Origin of the sequence: Mesorhizobium sp. M0698 (assembly GCF_040320455.1) — a bacterium.
GTDB lineage: Bacteria > Pseudomonadota > Alphaproteobacteria > Rhizobiales > Rhizobiaceae > Mesorhizobium.
On the sequence record NZ_JAMYPQ010000031.1, the window covers coordinates 14,460 to 32,077 of the forward strand.

Sequence of the window (17,618 nt, forward strand, 5' to 3'; positions counted from 1 at the left end):
GGTTGGGGCGTCGGTGACAAGGAAGGCGCTAGCAGGCCGGCACGAACGCCAGGCTGCAGCGGCCACCGAGACACCCCGCCCGTGGACGTAATTCGCCGTGGCAGGTCTCCTGGCTCGCGGGGTCATAGCCTCTACCCGTCTTCCCAAGGCTATTCGCCTCAGTGACATGAGTGGGGTTGGCTCGCCGCTAACAGTTGCGGGGGCAGCGCCGGCATCGCACCGGCTTCCCTCTTAGCTCCGCTGCGGCAGCGCCGTACGGAGAACCACGACGCGGGAGACAATTACAGCAGTTCGCTTCATTGTCAACGCCGCATAAAGAAATGTTTATGTCGTTATGTTAAATTTCCGTTGGCATGTTCCAAAGGTCGCCTCGAAAGCGAAAACTGTGGAAGCCTTGAGCGGCCGGTAAATCAAAGCAATGACGCACGGCGCCCTTGTCCAGGAGGATAGGAGTTCGTCGGCTGCCGGCAGCAAACATACCGGCAAGCGCCGTGGTGCTGCTTAGCGCATCACGCGAACCACCTCGGCGTCGAACTTCGGCTCCGAGGTTCCGACCGCTTCGTTGGTGATCTGCTCGCGACCATATTCGGCTCAATGGCGAGGCTGTTGCCCATGTGGAAGCTGTTGGCCGTGATGCCCTCGGTGATATGACACAACGATTTCGGGGGGAGCACACCGAGGCCAGGCGCAGCGGCGTGTTGCGAAGTGATCGAGGCCAATGTCTCGAACTGCTTGTTCGCAGCCCACCGGCTCAAGGTAACCCGGCTCAAACCACCGGGCTAGCTCAAGTCCTGTCCAAATGAGGCCTGAGCGGCAAATCGTCGTGCACGCGCACGGTTTGGCGTTCGATCTTGTGATGCGTCTTGGGCGGACAATCGCCACGGTGCAGCGCGCAGAAGCGGTCCCCAATTGGGAAGCCGAGGGCGGTGAGGGCAAGCCAGCGCCACAGGCGGAAGGGGACTTGGACCTGTTTGCCCTGCTGGACCACAAGTTCGCGACACAGGGCCTCAAGGAGAAGACCAAGAGTGATTATGCGCGGGACCTCGCCAAATTCATCAAAAGCAGCGGGCAGTCAAAGTTCGGCGCCGATTGACATGGAGATAGCCATCGCGGCGGACCGCCCAGGCGGACCGCAAGCCGGAATACAACCGGGTGCAGGCGGCCAAGCTCGTCCACAAGATGGCGTCGGGCACACACCGGCGATGGGAGAGCGGACCGTGGAGTGCAGGAACTTCACGCCTATCCACGCTCCCGTGGACGTGTCCTGCGGCACATCGGCAGCGATATTGAGGAGGCAGTTGAGCTTCTGGTCGAGCACTCTTACCTGCCACTACCTACGCTTAACGTCATCTCGTACTGAAAACGCACCACGCAAGGTCGAGATGTAACATGCGCCCTTCGTGGATGGTTCTAAGCTTCCTCGGGCGCGGTCAATCTGTGATAACGGTCGCTTGGAACCTCCATCACCGCGACGCGATCAAGGTTGGCGTATCGCGCTCGGTAGTAACCTTCCTCCTCCACTTCGGCGAAACTACACTGGGGAACGTCAAAGGTCGCAGCTTCCAATCCGAAGAAAGTCGTAGCGGTTTCTTCATCCAAGAAGTTCCACTCATCTTCTCCGTCGTCATATGTGACGCGAACATAGGAGGCCATGCGCACGGCTTCCTGATCACCCATCTCTGCGATGATGGCATCGCATTCTTTCTTCAGCTTTCCTGAAACCTCACCCTTATCCCAGTCATCCAAAGCCCGATAGATTTCTGGATGATAATACTCTGGCATCTCCTCTACATCGTCACCGATAAGCTCAATGGTGCGGACATATTGCGGATTTATCAAGAGTATTTTGTTGTCAAGGCTCCAACAATACAGCCATGGCCTGCTTGTGTTATTTCTGCGCAGATTATGAAGTTCCTTCAACTGACGTAAAATCGATTCACGCGCCTTTTCATCGATAGGATATTGGCGGCTGCCAACAGTCGTCTTGATTCTGAGCGTGCCGTATCGCGTTTCGGCATCGGCAATTGCAAACGGGCTCGTGCGCCACTCCTCGACATCAATCTTCCAGCCCAGCAGCTCCTCGACCGTGCATTTCAACGTGAGACAAAGGTCCTTGATCTGCTCGACGTTCAACTGCGTTTTGCCTGTTTCCCAACGGGCCACAGTCTGTTGCGTTGTTGCCATCTGCTCTGCCAAATCTTTTTGAGTCATGCCCAGTCGAACCCTAAGCTCTTTCATGTTCATAACTCACCTCGCGTGTTCAACACACGCATCGTGGATGAATTAATCTAACACGTCAAGCGTGTTCAAAAATCGCAGCATGTGTTTTTAGGGCGTCTTCGAGGCTCCGGCAGCCGTTCGTGACCACTTGCGCAAGACACAGGGCTGGTACACAGCACGAATGGGCGATCAAAAATTACTGCTGCGATGCTCGTCATCAGCCAAGCTGCCGCCGCACCTTCCACTAGGGTGCCAAGGTTCGAAATGAGTGCAGCCGACCATAGCGAACGGAAGGTCTTGTGCTCAAAAGGAACGAGTGAAGATGTTCTCTTCGCCATTGTGGGAAGCCTCGGGATTGACCGCGGGGCTGGATTTGTTTCGCCTCACTCAACCATGGCCTCGCCGTACAAGCCAAGCTGCCACAGTGCGCGCCTGCTAACCCAGAAAACTTGGCGGCCTTACAGGCATGCGCAGGACGTGCGAAGCCGCTCAAATCTCCCCAGATGGTCAGCCATCGAAGACCGGCATCACTTGCCCGTTGAGCGGCTATACGATAATGCTCCGCGCTAAGCAGGAAGCGCCAAAAAATTCGAGCGGCGACTTCATTCTCCTATTCAGGAAGGAACTATGAGGCGGCAGACGCGACCATTCACCGTGGAAATCAAACAAAAGCGCAATTATCAAAAATCCGCACGTTCCATCTGGGGCAATTTCGACATCGCCGCGGCGATGGCCGAGACAACAAAGGAAGTCGAGCCGTTAAATCGTCAGCTTGTTGACTCTACTGTAGTGGCCCTTGATGCTGAACCTTTGCACAAACCGCGAGTGGAGCATTTCATGGCCAATCCCCTGGAGACCGAGTCAGCAGTAGTTCATAGCGAACCGGCAGACAAAACGGAAACGCCAAAACCGAAGACGAGAGCGCGGCGGTCGAGGAAGCCAGAAGCTGAGGCGAGCGCGCCTGCCAAGCCGATATCCGCGACCACTGAAGCACCGCCGTCAGCGCGAACGGGCCGAAAGAGCTACTCCGCGAAGGATCGTGCCCAGAAGCTGGCGCAGATCGAGACCTCGATCGGCGGCGGCGCTACTCTCAAGAGCGCGGTGAAGCAAGCCGGCATCTCGGAACAGACATACTATCTTTGGAAGAAGGCGGCGGCGCCTGCGGCGGACAGTGACGGGCTGAAGGATCTCGTCGCGCTCGAGGAAGAAAACAAGCGGCTAAAGAGCCTGCTTGCCGATCGTCTCCGCAAGGAGAATGCGGAACTGAAGAAAAGGCTCGGGCTGGATTAAGGAGGGTGGGCAGCTGGTTCTTGGCTCGCCACCTACAGCAGCCCCGCCTGCTCGGCCTCTCTGCGCAAATTCTGGCGTGGCCTTGGGCCGATCTGCTGGATGACCAGGCCGGCCGCTAGCGAGCCGAGATCGCCGCACTGCTTCAGGCTGCGGCCTTGCGTGTAGCCGTAGAGGAAGCCGGCGGCGTAGAGGTCGCCGGCGCCTGTGGTGTCGACCAGCTCGCGGATCCTGGTCGCATTGATGGTCACGGTCTCGTCGCCGCGCACGATCACCGAGCCCTTTTCCGAGCGGGTGACGGCGGCGATCTTGCAATCCTTGCGGATCTGCGCCAGCGCCTCGTCGAACGACGCGGTCTGGTAGAGCGACTTGATCTCGTGGCTGTTGGCAAAGACGATGTCGACGGTGCCGGAGCGCATCAACTCTAGGAATTCGTCGCGGTAGCGGTCGACGCAGAACGAGTCCGACAATGTCATCGACACTTCGCGCCCGGCGGCATGGGCGAGCTTCGCCGTCTGCCTGATCGCCTCCTTGGCGCGCGGCGGATCCCACAGATAGCCCTCGAAATAGGTGACCGCGGCGCCCGACGCCTTGTCGGCCTCAACGTCCTCCGGGCCGAGCTCGACGCAAGCGCCGAGATAGGTGTTCATCGAGCGCTCGCCGTCCGGCGTGACGAAGATCATCGAGCGCGCCGTCGGTGGCTCGCCGCTGAGCGGCCTGGTGTCGAAGGCGACGCCCTGGGCATGGATGTCGTGCGCGTAGATTTCGCCGAGCGCGTCGTTCGAGACCTTGCCGAAGAAGGCGGCGCGGCCGCCGAAGGAGGCGACGCCCGCCGCCGTGTTGCCGGCGCTGCCGCCCGAGGCTTCGATGGCCGGGCCCATGCGGCTGTAGAGCAGTTCGGCGCGCCTCGTGTCGATCAAATTCATCGCGCCCTTGATGATGCCGTTCGTCTCCAGGAACGCCTCGTCGCACTGGGCGATGATGTCGACGATGGCATTCCCGATACAAAGCACGTCATAGTCCGGCATCAATTCATGTCTCCGCCAAAAGCCCACCGGCTTTCTGGCATGCCGGCCGCCGGCGGGTCTGGCCAGTGGGAATGGGCTTTCCGCTTGCCAATCGGTTCGGCGCCAGCCCTCACGGGGCGGCAAGTCCTGCCTCGCGACGCAATTCGTCGGCCCTGTCTGTCTTCTCCCACGTGAAATCAGGCTCTTCACGGCCGAAATGGCCATAGGTCGCGGTCTTGCGGTAGATAGGGCGTAAGAGATCAAGCATCTTGATAATGCCCTTCGGTCTGAGATCGAACAACTCAAGAATGAGGCGCTCGATCCTTCTTTCCTCAACCCTCGCTGTTCCGAACGTGTTGACCATGACAGAAACCGGACTGGCCACGCCGATTGCGTAAGCAAGCTGCACCTCGCAGACGTCCGCAAGTCCGCTAGCGACGATATTCTTTGCGACATACCGGGCCGCATAGGCAGCTGAGCGGTCAACCTTGGACGGGTCCTTGCCCGAAAAGGCGCCGCCGCCGTGACGACCCATCCCACCATAGGAATCGACGATGATCTTGCGTCCAGTGAGACCGCAGTCGCCGCGCGGCCCGCCGACTACGAACCTCCCCGTCGGGTTGACCAGAATTCTGATGCCTTCCGTCTCCAGGTGGGTCGGCAGGACAGGCTTTATGATTTCCTCAATGACGCCCTCGCGGACCGTCTCTTGCGAGACCTGCTCGTCATGTTGGGTCGATACGACGATGGTATCCAGGGCGACCGGGCGCAACCCCTCATAGCGCACTGAGACTTGGGATTTCATGTCAGGACGCAACCAGCCAAGCTGTCGTGCTTTCCGGACATCTGCCTGTTGTTTCGTCAAGCGATGAGCGAGCTGGATCGGCAAAGGCATCAAGGTATCGGTTTCGCGGCATGCGTAGCCGAACATGAGGCCCTGATCTCCCGCTCCCTGCTGGAGGTCCTGCCCTCGTCCCTCGTCAACGCCCTGGCTAATGTGGGGCGATTGCTCGGTGAGTGCATGAACGACGGAGCAACGCCGGCCGTCAAAGCCGACGGCCTCATCGTCGTATCCAATATCGAGAATTGTATCGCGCGCAACTTGGCTATAATCCACCCGCGCATCGCTGGTAATCTCGCCAGCCAGAACGACTATCCCTGATTTTACCAACGCTTCACAGGCGACGCGCGCCTTGGGATCGGTGCGGAGGATGGCATCGAGGATGGCATCCGAGATGTTGTCGGCCAACTTATCCGGGTGTCCCGCGCCAACCGATTCGGAAGAGAACACGAACTGCCTAGCCATGAAATGCCTCGCTTCGGGTGTTGGAGTTGTATGGGGCATGTTGCTTAGCCCACCTTACCTGTCGGGGATGCCCGGGACCTCGAACGCAGCGCACGAATCGGCAACGTCTCTTCGCAGGGAGGCATGGAGATCTTCGTCGTCTGGCTCGCCAGAGGACGGAGTCAATGAAGCCAGCAATTTGCACGGTTTCCACATCGCGCATGCCCATTGACGTCACTGCTGGCGCCCCCAGGCGAATTCCGCTTGTGACCGCCGGATCCCGCGGGTCGCCAGGCACCATGTTAAAGTTTGTGATGATGCCTGCCTTTGCTAGCCGCTCGGCATAGGCCTTGCCCGATAGTGGTCGATCGCGCAGATCAAGGATCAGCATGTGATTGTCCGTCCCCCCGGTAACCAGGTCATAACCTCGCTCGATCAGTGCCTGTGCAAGAGCCTTGGCATTCTTGACGGTCTGTTGGCCGTAGCTTCGGAAGGACGGGTTCGCGGCTTCGTGCAAGGCAACTGCTAGCGCAGCGATGGCATTCATGTGGGGCCCGCCTTGCAGGTGAGGAAAGACCGCCCGGTCTATTCGTCTGGCGAGATTGTATTTGCTCTTTGCATGATACAGGGCCTGATAGCGATCTTCGTTCCTGGACAAAATGAAACCACCGCGGGGACCGCGGATCGATTTGTGGGAGGTGCTGCTGACCACGTCGCAATGGCGCACGGGATTCGGGTGCGCTCCCGCGGCAATCAGGCCGCTGATGTGCGCAATGTCGGCTACGAGATAAGAGCTCGCTTCCAGGGCGATTTCTGCCATTGCCGCGTAGTCAAAGACACGCGGGTAAGCAGTTCCGCCGACCCAAATGAGCCGCGGCCGTTCCCGCTTGGCTGTCTCGCGCAAGCGGTCATAGTCAATCTGCTGTGTCTTTTCATCTAGTCCATAGGGGACGCGTTGATAGTCAGTTCCGGAAAAGTTGATGGCCCAACCATGAGTCAGATGGCCCCCTTCCGGAAGGGGCAAGCCCATGACTTTGTCACCGGGGCTCAAAAGCGCACGATAGACAGCCTGGTTGGCCGGCGAGCCGGAATAAGGCTGGACGTTGGCATGCTCGCTGCCAAATGGTGTTTTCAAGCGCTCAATGGCTAGATTCTCAAGCTCATCAACGATCTCATTTCCAGCGTAGTAGCGCGCACCGGGGTACCCCTCGGCGTACTTGTTCGTGAAAATCGAGCCGTTCGCTTCCAGCACGGCCGAGGACGCAAAGTTCTCTGAGGCGATGAGCTTAAGGGTCGTCCGCTCCTGCCGCTCCTGTCTTAGAAGCAGTTCGTGAACGCGGCAATCAACCGCGGCCAAGGAAGACTGCCCGTAGGTGTCGGGCTGTGCGATCGCGCCGTCGGCGGAGTTGTCCATGGTAGCTTCGCGCTCCAATTGGATGACCTATTTCACGGTCAAGCATGCGGTCCCCTTCGGCCGCGTGTCTCGTACCGCTTCGAGCCGTTGAAGTCGTTTGTGATAGCCATCGCCGTGGGGCAGGAGATCAACCAACAATTGAACCAGCCCGCCGTCCTTACCTCCTGTTTTGAGATTGTACGAGCACCACGGACGTTGTTCGTTGCAGTAAAGAAAGTCGGCTCTGGCCAGCAGCCGAACGTGTCGCACAACGTGCTCACGACGCAGACCCAGAATCTCCGCTAGCTGGCAGACAGTTAGGTCCGCGTGCGCGCAAAGGCCTAGAATTCGAAGGCGATCTAAATGCGCTGCCGTCCGTAGGCGACTGACCAGTGTCAGCATTGGTCACGACCAAGCCACTTGGAAAGCCTGGGCACTCGTCCTACTGAATTTGTCATTTCGCGTTCTCCACAGATGTTGCAGCTTTCGAACCAAATAATATGGTTGCTTGTCCACCGACCGGACAATCTCGGTGGCCGTGAAGATACTGTTTTGAGCCGATATGGCTGTGTCGAACAAACAAGATGGGCGCTCTTCTTGCCATTGCCTTTAGCCGAAATTGCACGCAGTTCGGCGGGTCGGAGAATAAGCCACGGTTCGGACCCCACTGACTCAAACGTTGCAATAAGCCTACCATTCACAGCGAACCGGAGTTGCTAAGAGTCTATGAATTTCCTTGAAGGATCTGTTGCAACGTTTGCGCAGCCCGGTCTTGCTCCCGGCTTGCAGCGGTCAATCTCGTGCAGACTGACCGTGATGCAAAGATGACAAGGAAGGTTCGCTTTCAATCCGATCTTCTTCCTGGCCAAGTAGTTCGTAGTCTCATAACTGTGGCCTAGACAAAAGGAGGGCTAATCAGCGAGGTATGATGTCGTTAGCGTGGTTGGGCCACCAGCAGGTCGACGCCAAGATCGACACGCGCAATTTCCCGCGCTACGAGAATGTCAGTGACTGCGCGCTCTTCCTCGGGCGGTCTGGCTGCGCCGTCTAGAATCTGAATGCGTCTCGCGCCGACCCGTTCAGCAATGAGCTGTTCGGCTTGCCGCATTGACGGCGAAGCAAGCTCAAGTACGTTTTCGCGCATCTCACGCGCCGCCTCGCCGACTTCCGCAAAACGCTTCTCGGCGAACTGCTCCTTAAAGAGCGCAGCGAGATCATCAAATGTTTGAACTTTGGTGGGCTTGGGTTTCGAGCAAAAATATCCAGTTGCCAGTCCAGGTTTATAGGCAAGGCTGTGCGCTTTGTCGTCTGGCAAGGGCCCAATATCCCCTGGTGAGACGAAAATGGACTGCCGTGCTACGGTTGCTCCATTATAAGAGCGGTCGAAATCGCTGATGTTTGCAATACAAGGAGCCGCATAGAAGACGTTTGACGGATAGCCCGCCTCAAGCCGAAGAAGCAGTTCATGCTGACGCGACACATCCCTGCGCATCATCGCAATCCGAAAAAATGGTATCGACAAACCGGGACAATGTCCGCTCGCAATCTCAAACGCAGTTCCTCGCTTCATCAGCTCCGGAAGCTTGTACTGGAAAAACAGCGGAACCCCTGGGAAATTGATGCGGATGTCAAAGCCAGAATGCCCCTCCTGTATGAGGTTTGGAAAGACCGGCGCGCCTACAGGTGCGGCTGACGATGACCGGATAAGGTTTTCGGTGAAGGCATACCCAAATGAGAACTCCGTGTAGCCCACCTTCATTCAATTCTGCTTTCGTGCTGAAGTTTATCCGGGACTCTTTGCCTGCAGCCGAGCAGACCATATAACAGAAAAAACTATGTATACTTGCGATAGTCTGAGCTTATCGATTCCTCGGATAGATATTTCAAAAGCTCACCCACTCTTCTGGCTGCTAGAATGGGAATGGGAAGCTTCTGGTTGATTTGGGTCGAGTTCCAGTTGATTTTGGTAAGCGACAAAACCTCCTGCGCTATCTCAGCGATTCCCGGCGCAGATCGCCGATAAGTTTCGGGCTTCGCGAACAGCGCCAGAGTGCGTAGCCGATATCTTCAACCGGGGCGGCGGCTTCTCCCTCGCCAGTGCCGAGCGCGATCATATGCATTGCGCATTGGGCCAGCGCGCCGTCAAGGCGCCCCGCTTCCGTCGCGCTGCCGTAAAGGTCCAGGAACCACGCCAGCGAATAAGACCAGTCGGCAGGCAAGTCCTGCCCATTGTGACCCCTTGCGACGACGCCACGACGGCGTTGCGGCCTTCGGGCGTGCCGGGCTCTATCCCAAGGATCGGGTATAATTCGGGTGTCGGCTGCTGAAGGATACGCGCCGGCACGAGCGACAGTGCTTTCTCCAGCGAGGGGAGGAAAATCCTCCAGTTCTTCGGCCAGTTCGGCAGCTTCTCTCCTTCGTCCCTCGCGGCGCGCTTCCAACATATTCTGCCGCAACCACGGCAACGGTGCGCTGCGCCCGTTCAGCGGTGCCGGTGGCAATCAGCTCGGCCGGAATGTCACCATCCTTGATCGCCCAGTGCGTACGGTGCTGTTCGAACTGTTGAATGCCCAGCCGGTCCGCAATTCTCAACACCGCTGACCGGTCGAGAAAGGCATGTTCCGGATCGGGCTCGAAGGTGAAGGCCAGTTCGTGTCCGCGCCGAACGATATTGCGTATGCGGCCGTGCCGGACCACCCGCGCGTGCGGGCCTCCCGCCCCGACTTCGTACATCAACAGCGCCGGGATTTCCTCCAGCCGGCGCAATGTTTCAGGGCGCGCGAGGTCGATAGCCTCGGCCTCGGCGCCGCTATATTCCTTGAACCGGTCAATGCTTGACGTGAACGGCGGCGTTTCCCACCACTCGCCGTGGCCCGAGACAAGCAAGTTGAACATGGCACACCACCGACCTCACGCCGCCTTCTCCATAGACCACTTCACCCGTTCGGCGAGAAAGGCGGCGAACGTTTTCACATTCATATCCTTCCGGTCATCGACTCTGACGACTGTCCAGGGGTAACCGCCTGAAGCCAGCATCGCGTTCATGAGGAACCGCGCCATCCGTCCGTTGCCGTCCGGATAGGGGTGCACATAGCCCACAAGCCAATGCCCCAGCACGGTACGCACGGAGGCCTCCTTCTCCGCCTCCAGCAGCTCGAACAGCTCATTCAAACCATCGGCCACCGCTTCGGTACGCGGCGGCACGTGCTGCGAGCCGCGCAGGTACACAGGGTGATTGCGATATCCCGCAAGCGCGCTGGCTTTGAGGATGCCGGCGGTCACTGACGGCGCGAACAGCTCCCGGTACCACTCCCGGTGAGTGTCCCGCGTCAACGCGCCGGCTGGCTTGCCGTTGATGATCGCGGCAACAGAGTCTTTGACCTTCTGGAATGCGAGGTAGTAGCCACGCGCGGCAAGCGCATCCCGGTTCTTGCGGTCCTCTTCATCAATCTCCGGATTCCAGCTCCCCTCGCGCACCCGGTCGATGAGTTCCGGGGTGACGCTGTACCCTTCTATCGACAGCGAATGGTAGGCGTCGCTTTCGTAGATATCCTCGACGAACTTCATATAGGCGTCTTTGTCGGACGGCAGTCCGGGTGCCTTCGGGAATATCTCGATGATGGCTTCGCGCTGCGATTGCCAGATCGCGCGCAGGCGGGCGACCAACGGCGGTACACCCGCCGCAATGGTTGTCACTCCAATTTGTCCCGCGAACGGATCGGATTCGCGCACGTCATAGCCGGCGGCTTTGAAGGTGGCCACGATTTCATCGGCAAAGGAGTCGCGTCCTACGCGACGGAAGGCCCCCGCAAGCCGTCCCGCCACGGCGGAATGGCCGCCATCAAGCAGCAGGGCCAGAACGGTTGATACGTCGCGCACCGACGCCATGGCGATCTGCATCTCGATAGGGGCGCGCTGGAAGAACGCTTCCGGCACCCGGGTAAGGGCGGCCTCGACAGTGAACACGCGCTGGCCGTTTTTCTCTGTCAGTTCGGCCGGCATCTCCTTGACCTTGAGGTCATAGAGCGAAGTGCCGAACAGCAGGTCGATTTTGTTATTCGTGCCTTTGGGGGTGTTCACCACCACCTGAGGCGGAATAGTGGGCGCTTCCGCGTGCAGAAGCAGCGACTGCTCCGGTGACAGGAACCAGTCCTTGCCGAACCGGTCATTGCAGTAAAGGGAGCAGAACTCCCAGAAGCTCGCGTACCAGGAGGTGGTGTCTTGCTGCTGTGCCTGCGGGCCGGTCGACATGAGCCAGCCTTTGATAACATCGCGCAGGAACCCGTTCTGCAGCAGCCGCTCCCGGTGGACGCGGGTCAGCTCATCTGACTTGAATATGCGCCGCCCACCCTCCTGCAGCTCTTTGAGGACGGCCAGTGATTCAGCGAGTTTTTCATGGGGCTTGGCCATGGCCGTGCCTTTGCAAGTTTTTAGAGCTGTGCGATTACAAGTATATAGTGCTGATAGGCGACAAGTCAATGATGCTGTAGAGTTGCAAGTTTTTTAAGTTGTGCGATAACAAGTTTTTTATGCGATAATCGGGAATAACCCAGTGAAATCACACTTTGATCGTTTCCATAGCTCGTCTGCGCGAAGGATCGTTACCCGGATGGGCCGAGACCCAGCTCCCCCGCAGGCTACGCAGGGGCTCGGGGCGAGCCTAGAGCCTGGCTCTCCGAAGCGCTTCGAAGGAGGACGCGCCTCTTTGAAAAACTCGCCCGTTGTGCATCGTGGGTACCCGTAAACGCGAATTCTCAAAGAAAAGACGCTCCTTACCTCTCCCTCCCGCCACGATCATCACGGCCGCGCCCGCGCTCACTACGCCGCGACGCCCGCGAGATCGGCTTCTCGGCAATCGCGCCCTCATCACCACTGCCCTGTCTGTCCCCGCTCTTCCCGTCATCGGCTGCGCGCGCGAACCGTCACGCACGTCCACCGCTTTCGACAACGGCGACTGCGCCGCCAGCGCATCCTGCATCGCCTGTTGCAGGTCGATGGAAGGGCTGGCCGCCTGGTCAACCCGCGCCTGCCGCTCTTCCGGCACACGCAGCGTATCCTTGTAGCGATTCTGCGCCTTGCGCACCAACGCGCCGCGCCCCTTCGGCTTCAGCTCCAGCGTCAGCGCCGGCATATGCACATGCCCCGCCCGGTCTTTGATCCGCTGCTCGCGCCCGCGCTTCACTTCCAGCGATTGCAGCTCGCGTTTCTCGACCGCCGCCAGCGCCTTCAGCGTGCACTCGCCGTCTACGGCCTGCAGCCGGTGCCGCTCCCGCTGGATATGCGCCGCCCCGCGCTTCGCCTGCACGAGCTCTGTCTTGCGCGCAACAAACGCCTCCAGCCGTTGCCGGTCCCGGTAACGGTGCAGCTTATCCCGGATCAGTGTGATGCCGGTGACGCGCCCGAGGAACGCCGCCAGCGTATCGAAGCGGCCCAAGATTGATGCGGGTGCTAGAGTGTGAAAGATGTCCCTGACAGGTAATCAGTGTCATGGCAACAGCGGGCACTACGCTAGATTCGAAATGGATCAGCTTGAGTGGGTGATACAAGCGCTGTCCATGCCGTCAATTCTCGGATCGAGTGGTGAGTAGCGTGCATGCGCCAGAGGAATGGAACAGCATGCTGAGCGCGGTGCATCCAGTAGTAAAAGAAGTCGCCGGCAATCGCGACTAAGACCCCTGAAATGACGGCGAATCCAGTGTTAATGACTGCGTTGTCAGAGTGAAGAAACGCACCGAAATTGATCGTTACGAGCGGCTTTATTCCTAACCAGCCCAAGCTCGCAGCGTAGAGATGCCAGATAAATGTACCCCATCCGAGCCAATATCCAATTCCGCACGCCGCGAACATTTGAGGCAAAACTGTATCGAAAAGCCGGAAAGGTTAGCTCCAGCGCCGCGCAAACGGTAGCGAAGATCACAACCAGCTCAAGCGATGTTAGGTAGTACTGGACCATCTGATTAACGTCGAGAATCTGCATTTGTTTGCTCCTTCCTTCGCGCGGCCCTTGTCTCGCCCAGCAAATGGGCTCGCGTTGACAAGGCTAACCGAAGTACGATCCAAACGGTGAGCATTCTGCCGGCACCGCTATGCGGGCATCCTGGTAGATTGATAAAATTAGTTGTTTGGATATGACCCATCCGGGTCCCAAATGGTGGAGGAGTCCAGCAGACGAGGTGGCTTGCGCGAGGCGACCAACTATGCACCAGTGTGCGCGCCGGCGGCTACGATAACGTTGCTTCGAGTTATGGGCTGTCTACTAAAATTTACTCGCTCTTATTTTTTGATGTTTTGCGGCTATGATCGCCGCAAACTAGATTTAGTCAGGTGTGCACAGTCGCCGACGCCAAGATCCCCTTGGTGATAATCGCCGCCAACGGGATTCTTGCTCGCGCAATATGATCCTAGATTCCACGCGATTGGCGGTGCCTGGCTCCCGCTGCTAATCGTCTGCTGAACCGAAGATCATTCACCCATCGACGAAACCAGAGCCACAAAAGCGGTCAGGATCAGATGCTTTTGTCATAAGCACCGGCCAGCGAACATGACCCTCCGTTGGCTGAAATCGTCGGCGATAAAATGGGGCCGCCTATCGCGAGCCTGATTCTCATATGGGGTGTTTCCAAATCTTTTCGAACACCAGAAGCTTGGCCTGGCGCACCGCTTCCTCAATCGATCCCCCGATCGCCAGATACGCGGCTATCGCGCTGGCCAGGGCACAGCCGGTGCCGCGCATCGTTCTTGCCAGCCGACGAGTGTCAAGGCGCACGGGTTCTTGGTTAGGTCGAACGAGAACATCCGTTGAGCGAGGTCCTGAGCCGTGGCCGCCTTTGATCAGCAGGGCCTGAACCCCGGCGGCGAGCAGTTGTTGTCCTTGTTGAAGCGCGCCGACCTCATCCACCGCTAGCTCTGAGCCGGCAAGAAGCGCCAGTTCGATGAGATTGGGTGTGACGATACGGCAAAGTGGCATCAGATGCTGCTTCATGATGGGGATGGCGCTTGCTTCAAGAAGCGCTCGGCCCGACGTGGAAGCCAGCACCGGATCGAGGACTGCCGGTATGCGCGGATTTTCGCGCAGCACAGCGGCAACCGCAGCGACGATCTCAGCCGTTGCGAGCATGCCGATCTTGACGGCCGCCAGCTTGTTGGCCTGCAGCGCTGCACGCATCTGATCGGCCACCAGACCGGGTTGCAGATGAAGGATGTCCGTGACGATGTCGTGTGTTTGCACCGTCACCGCAGTGACGGCAAGGCAGCTGCGCACGCCCATGGAGGAGAGCGTCTCGATATCGCGCGCGATTCCGGCACCCCCACTGGAGTCCGATCCGCCGACGACAAGTACATGCGATTCCTGCCTCAGCGCCATCGGGCGGTCTCTTTTATCCACTCTCTGGTGCGCGCTTCAGGGTCAGGATGCAGCGTGACGTCGGTGACCACCGCGGCACTGTCTGCCCCAGCCTCGAATACGCCGTCGAGCCGGTCGGGGTTGAGGCCACCGATGGCGACCAGCGGGATCGGCGCGACCCGTCGTTTCCACTCACTGAGCCGTTCAAGCCCTTGCGGCGGCCATTTCATCTTCTTGAGGCTCGTCGGATAAATAGGACCCAGCGCCACATAGTCCGGCTCGGCCGCCAGCGCCGTTTCCAGTTCGGTGTGATCGTGGGTCGAAAGTCCGAGCTTCAATCCGCCGTACTTAATCGCCAGCAGGTCGGCCGCAGCCAAATCCTCCTGGCCGAGATGAACGAAGTCGCAGCCTTCCTCGATTGCCGTGCGCCAATAGTCGTTGACGATCAGTTGGCAACCATGGACCGCGCAGACGCCGTTCGCGCGGCGGATTTCCGCGCGCAACTCGTTCTCGTCCATGTTCTTGATGCGGAGCTGGACCAGCCTAACGCCGAGCGGCACCAGCCGTTCGATCCAGGCGGCACTGTCGACGATCAGGTAGAAGGGATCGAGCTTCATGAAAAAACCGCCCTGCCGATTGTCGGCGTCGATGGCACGGCGACGTCGTGCGGCTCGAGCAGTCCCGAACCATAGGCTTCGCGACCGGCGTCGACCGCCTTGCTGAAAGCGCGCGCCATGCCGACCGGATCGGCCGCCTTGGCGACCGCCGTGTTCAGGAGCACAGCGTCGAAGCCGAGTTCCATTACGGTTGCTGCGTGCGATGGCCGTCCGAGCCCCGCATCCACGATCAACGGAATGTCGGGGAAATATCCGCGCATCGAGCGCAGCGCCATGATGTTGACCGGTCCGACCGCCGAGCCGATCGGCGCACACCACGGCATCAGCACCTTGCAGCCCGCCTCCAGCAACCGCTCGGCGACGACGAGATCGTCGGTGGTATAGGGGAACACCAAAAAGCCGTCTTCGCAAAGGACGCGCGGCTTCGACCAGGCCGAACACGTCCGGCTGCAGCGTGTCGTGGTTGCCGATCACTTCGAGCTTGATCCAGGACGTGCCGAAGACCTCGCGCGCCATCTTCGCGGTCGTCACGGCTTCCTTCACGGAGTGGCAGCCGGCGGTATTGGGCAGGACGCTCACGCCGAGCGAGCGGATCAGCGACCAGAATTTCTCGCCGGCCCTGCCGCCGGCCATTTCACGGCGCAGCGATACCGTCACCACCGAAGTGCCAGACGCCTTCACTGCATCGGCAAGGATGGCCGGCGAAGGATACTGGGCGGTTCCGAGAAGCAGGCGTGAGGCAAGCTTTGCCCCGAGAAGATCGAACATCGGCTAGCCTCCCTGCATGGGTGACAGGATTTCGATCCGGTCGCCCTCGCTCAAGCGGAATTCCGCCCGTTCGGCCGCGGGCACTACGTCGCCGTTGAGCGCGGTGGCGAGCCAGCCGCCCTCATAGTCAATCTCCTTCAAAAGAGCGTCGAGCGTCGTTGCCTTGGCTTCAAGCGCTTCGCCGTTGACGATCAGCTTCATTTTCAGGCTCCCTGGTCGGCAGATGAGTTGAAGACAAGGCTGGTAGCCTGCTCGGCCATGGCCGGTGAAAGCAGGAAACCGTGCCGGTAAAGGCCGTTAATCGTGATCGTGCCGTCCTTCCAGCGCTTCACCCGCGGCAGATTGTGGGGATAGGCAGGGCGCACGCCCACTCCCGTCTCAACGATTTCGGCCTCACCGAACGCCGGATGGAGTGCATAGGCCGCATTGAGGAGCTCCATCAGCGAACGGGCGGTGATCGGTCCGTCATGGTCACTTTCGATCATGGTCGCGCCGACCATGAAGTGATGATCGGCTCGCGGCACGATATAGATCGGATGACGCGGATGCATGAGACGCACTGGCCGCGCGAGCGAGACATCACGCGTGTGGAGGATCAGCATTTCACCGCGCATGCCGCGTAAATCGTCGTCGGCCCGCGCGATGCCCGTGCAGTCGATCACCTGATCAAAGCCGGAAAGGCCAACCTCACCCGTCTCAAAAAGGAAGACGACGCCCATCGCACGCAGTTTGCCGGCGAGGGCTTCGAGAGCCCGACGGGGATCGAGATGAGCTTCGCCGCCAAAAAACAGGCCCTGATGAAAGCGGCCGGCAAGATCGGGCTCGAGGGCGGCAACCGCCTTTTCGTCAACCCACTCATAGTTGCGCGTACGAGCTGCAAAACGGGCAAGCTCGAAGGCATCGCGCGTATGGGCGACGACGAGAGTGCCGGCCCTCGTCACCAGCCCGGGCAGCGCCCTTTCCCACCAGTCGGCCGCAACGTTGCCGAAAGTGACGACCGCCTCCTCGGCGCTTTCGCGTTCGCACCAAGGGGCGAGCATGCCGCCGGCGAGCCAGGAGGCATTGCCGCCGATCTGGCTGCGAATTTCAGCAACCGTGACGGATGCACCCCGCGCGGCCAATTCATGGGCGACGGTGAGGCCTGCCACACCGGCGCCTTTGACAAGAATGCGGCGCATGGCTCAGCGCGCCCCCTGATCTTCCTGCACTGAGGCCTGTTTTTCTACCTCGGGCGTCTCCACCGGCATATAAAGATCGCCGCCTGCGCGATATTTCTCGGCCATCGCCGCCATGCCTTCCTTCTGCGCCGTGGCCCGAATGTCGTGGGAGATGCGCATGGAGCAGAATTTCGGCCCGCACATCGAGCAGAAATGCGCCAGCTTGTGCGCCTCCTTCGGCAACGTCTCGTCGTGGAAGGAGCGCGCGGTTGCGGGGTCGAGCGACAGGTTGAACTGGTCCTCCCAGCGGAACTCGAAGCGCGCGCGGGAAAGGGCATCATCCCTGACTTTCGCCGCCGGATGACCCTTCGCCAGGTCGGCGGCATGGGCGGCGATCTTGTAGGTGATCACGCCAATCTTGACATCGTTGCGATCGGGAAGGCCGAGATGCTCCTTCGGCGTGACGTAGCAGAGCATGGCGGTGCCGAACCAACCGATCATCGCCGCGCCGATGCCGGAGGTGATGTGGTCATAGCCCGGCG

The 17,618-nt window shown here is 59.5% G+C and carries 18 protein-coding genes, 2 pseudogenes and 1 riboswitch; of the genes and pseudogenes, 2 read left to right on the forward strand and 18 right to left on the reverse strand.

The window, feature by feature from the left end; translation table 11 throughout:
• Positions 1 to 82: 82 nt before the first annotated feature.
• A riboswitch (cobalamin riboswitch) is annotated at positions 83 to 283 on the reverse strand.
• A gap of 555 nt (positions 284 to 838) precedes the next feature.
• Entirely contained in the window at positions 839 to 1,093 is a 255-nt protein-coding gene (locus tag NKI16_RS31190) for a hypothetical protein (protein WP_352468275.1), read from the forward strand.
• Between the two features lie 317 nt (positions 1,094 to 1,410).
• On the opposite strand, the gene NKI16_RS31195 is transcribed toward NKI16_RS31190, so the two are convergent.
• Together NKI16_RS31195 and NKI16_RS31200 are read right to left on the reverse strand one after the other, a co-directional pair.
• Positions 1,411 to 2,244, reverse strand: a complete 834-nt coding sequence (locus NKI16_RS31195) for a helix-turn-helix transcriptional regulator (RefSeq protein WP_352515945.1) — start codon at positions 2,242 to 2,244, stop codon at positions 1,411 to 1,413.
• A gap of 62 nt (positions 2,245 to 2,306) precedes the next feature.
• Entirely contained in the window at positions 2,307 to 2,558 is a 252-nt protein-coding gene (locus NKI16_RS31200; protein ID WP_352458261.1) for an MFS transporter, read from the reverse strand.
• 289 nt (positions 2,559 to 2,847) lie between these two features.
• Between NKI16_RS31200 and NKI16_RS31205 the strand changes: the two genes are divergently transcribed.
• Positions 2,848 to 3,510 carry a transposase gene (locus NKI16_RS31205; RefSeq protein ID WP_352542143.1) on the forward strand — a complete coding sequence of 221 codons (663 nt, stop codon included), beginning with the start codon at positions 2,848 to 2,850 and terminating at the stop codon, positions 3,508 to 3,510.
• Positions 3,511 to 3,542: 32 nt separating this feature from the next.
• Here the strand turns inward: NKI16_RS31205 and NKI16_RS31210 are convergent, their stop codons facing one another.
• The 16 genes and pseudogenes from NKI16_RS31210 to NKI16_RS31285 form a co-directional block, all read right to left on the reverse strand.
• A complete protein-coding gene (locus NKI16_RS31210; protein ID WP_352746514.1) occupies positions 3,543 to 4,535 on the reverse strand; it encodes an adenosine kinase in 993 nt (330 codons plus the stop codon).
• A 109-nt stretch (positions 4,536 to 4,644) separates the two neighbouring features.
• Positions 4,645 to 5,820, reverse strand: a complete 1,176-nt coding sequence (metK, locus tag NKI16_RS31215) for a methionine adenosyltransferase (protein ID WP_352924406.1) — start codon at positions 5,818 to 5,820, stop codon at positions 4,645 to 4,647.
• A gap of 54 nt (positions 5,821 to 5,874) precedes the next feature.
• Positions 5,875 to 7,213: pseudogene (glyA, locus tag NKI16_RS31220) on the reverse strand (serine hydroxymethyltransferase).
• Positions 7,214 to 8,126: 913 nt separating this feature from the next.
• Positions 8,127 to 8,951 (reverse strand): hypothetical protein, encoded by an 825-nt coding sequence (locus NKI16_RS31225; RefSeq protein WP_352924408.1) that lies wholly within the window; start codon positions 8,949 to 8,951, stop codon positions 8,127 to 8,129.
• A gap of 229 nt (positions 8,952 to 9,180) precedes the next feature.
• Entirely contained in the window at positions 9,181 to 9,411 is a 231-nt protein-coding gene (locus tag NKI16_RS31230; RefSeq protein ID WP_352924410.1) for a hypothetical protein, read from the reverse strand.
• 67 nt (positions 9,412 to 9,478) lie between these two features.
• Positions 9,479 to 10,078 (reverse strand): hypothetical protein, encoded by a 600-nt coding sequence (locus NKI16_RS31235; protein ID WP_352924412.1) that lies wholly within the window; start codon positions 10,076 to 10,078, stop codon positions 9,479 to 9,481.
• 24 nt (positions 10,079 to 10,102) lie between these two features.
• Positions 10,103 to 11,602: a Fic family protein gene (locus NKI16_RS31240; RefSeq protein WP_352924414.1), complete on the reverse strand. Its 1,500-nt coding sequence runs from the start codon at positions 11,600 to 11,602 to the stop codon at positions 10,103 to 10,105.
• A gap of 250 nt (positions 11,603 to 11,852) precedes the next feature.
• On the reverse strand, positions 11,853 to 12,626 hold the full coding sequence (locus NKI16_RS31245) for a hypothetical protein (RefSeq protein WP_352924416.1): 774 nt from the start codon (positions 12,624 to 12,626) through the stop codon (positions 11,853 to 11,855).
• A gap of 74 nt (positions 12,627 to 12,700) precedes the next feature.
• A complete protein-coding gene (locus tag NKI16_RS31250) occupies positions 12,701 to 12,826 on the reverse strand; it encodes a sterol desaturase family protein (protein ID WP_352515991.1) in 126 nt (41 codons plus the stop codon).
• A 79-nt stretch (positions 12,827 to 12,905) separates the two neighbouring features.
• Positions 12,906 to 13,169, reverse strand: coding sequence for a hypothetical protein (locus NKI16_RS31255; protein ID WP_352515996.1), 264 nt, complete (start codon positions 13,167 to 13,169; stop codon positions 12,906 to 12,908).
• 627 nt (positions 13,170 to 13,796) lie between these two features.
• Positions 13,797 to 14,555 (reverse strand): hydroxymethylpyrimidine/phosphomethylpyrimidine kinase, encoded by a 759-nt coding sequence (locus NKI16_RS31260; protein WP_352624084.1) that lies wholly within the window; start codon positions 14,553 to 14,555, stop codon positions 13,797 to 13,799.
• Positions 14,546 to 15,151 carry a thiamine phosphate synthase gene (locus tag NKI16_RS31265; RefSeq protein WP_352515936.1) on the reverse strand — a complete coding sequence of 202 codons (606 nt, stop codon included), beginning with the start codon at positions 15,149 to 15,151 and terminating at the stop codon, positions 14,546 to 14,548. Before NKI16_RS31265 ends, NKI16_RS31260 begins: the two co-directional genes overlap by 10 nt.
• Positions 15,148 to 15,847, reverse strand: a pseudogene (locus tag NKI16_RS31270) (thiazole synthase). Before NKI16_RS31270 ends, NKI16_RS31265 begins: the two are co-directional and overlap by 4 nt.
• Before the next feature lie 75 nt (positions 15,848 to 15,922).
• The gene (thiS, locus tag NKI16_RS31275) at positions 15,923 to 16,120 is read right to left on the reverse strand and encodes a sulfur carrier protein ThiS (protein ID WP_352515934.1); all 198 of its coding nucleotides are present in this window, start codon (positions 16,118 to 16,120) and stop codon (positions 15,923 to 15,925) included.
• 2 nt (positions 16,121 to 16,122) lie between these two features.
• Complete coding sequence (gene thiO / locus NKI16_RS31280) at positions 16,123 to 17,097, reverse strand: glycine oxidase ThiO (protein WP_352643223.1); 975 nt, start codon at positions 17,095 to 17,097, stop codon at positions 16,123 to 16,125.
• Positions 17,098 to 17,100: 3 nt separating this feature from the next.
• Positions 17,101 to 17,618 (reverse strand): phosphomethylpyrimidine synthase ThiC (locus tag NKI16_RS31285; protein WP_352924418.1); only part of this gene is annotated, 518 nt, incomplete at its 5' end.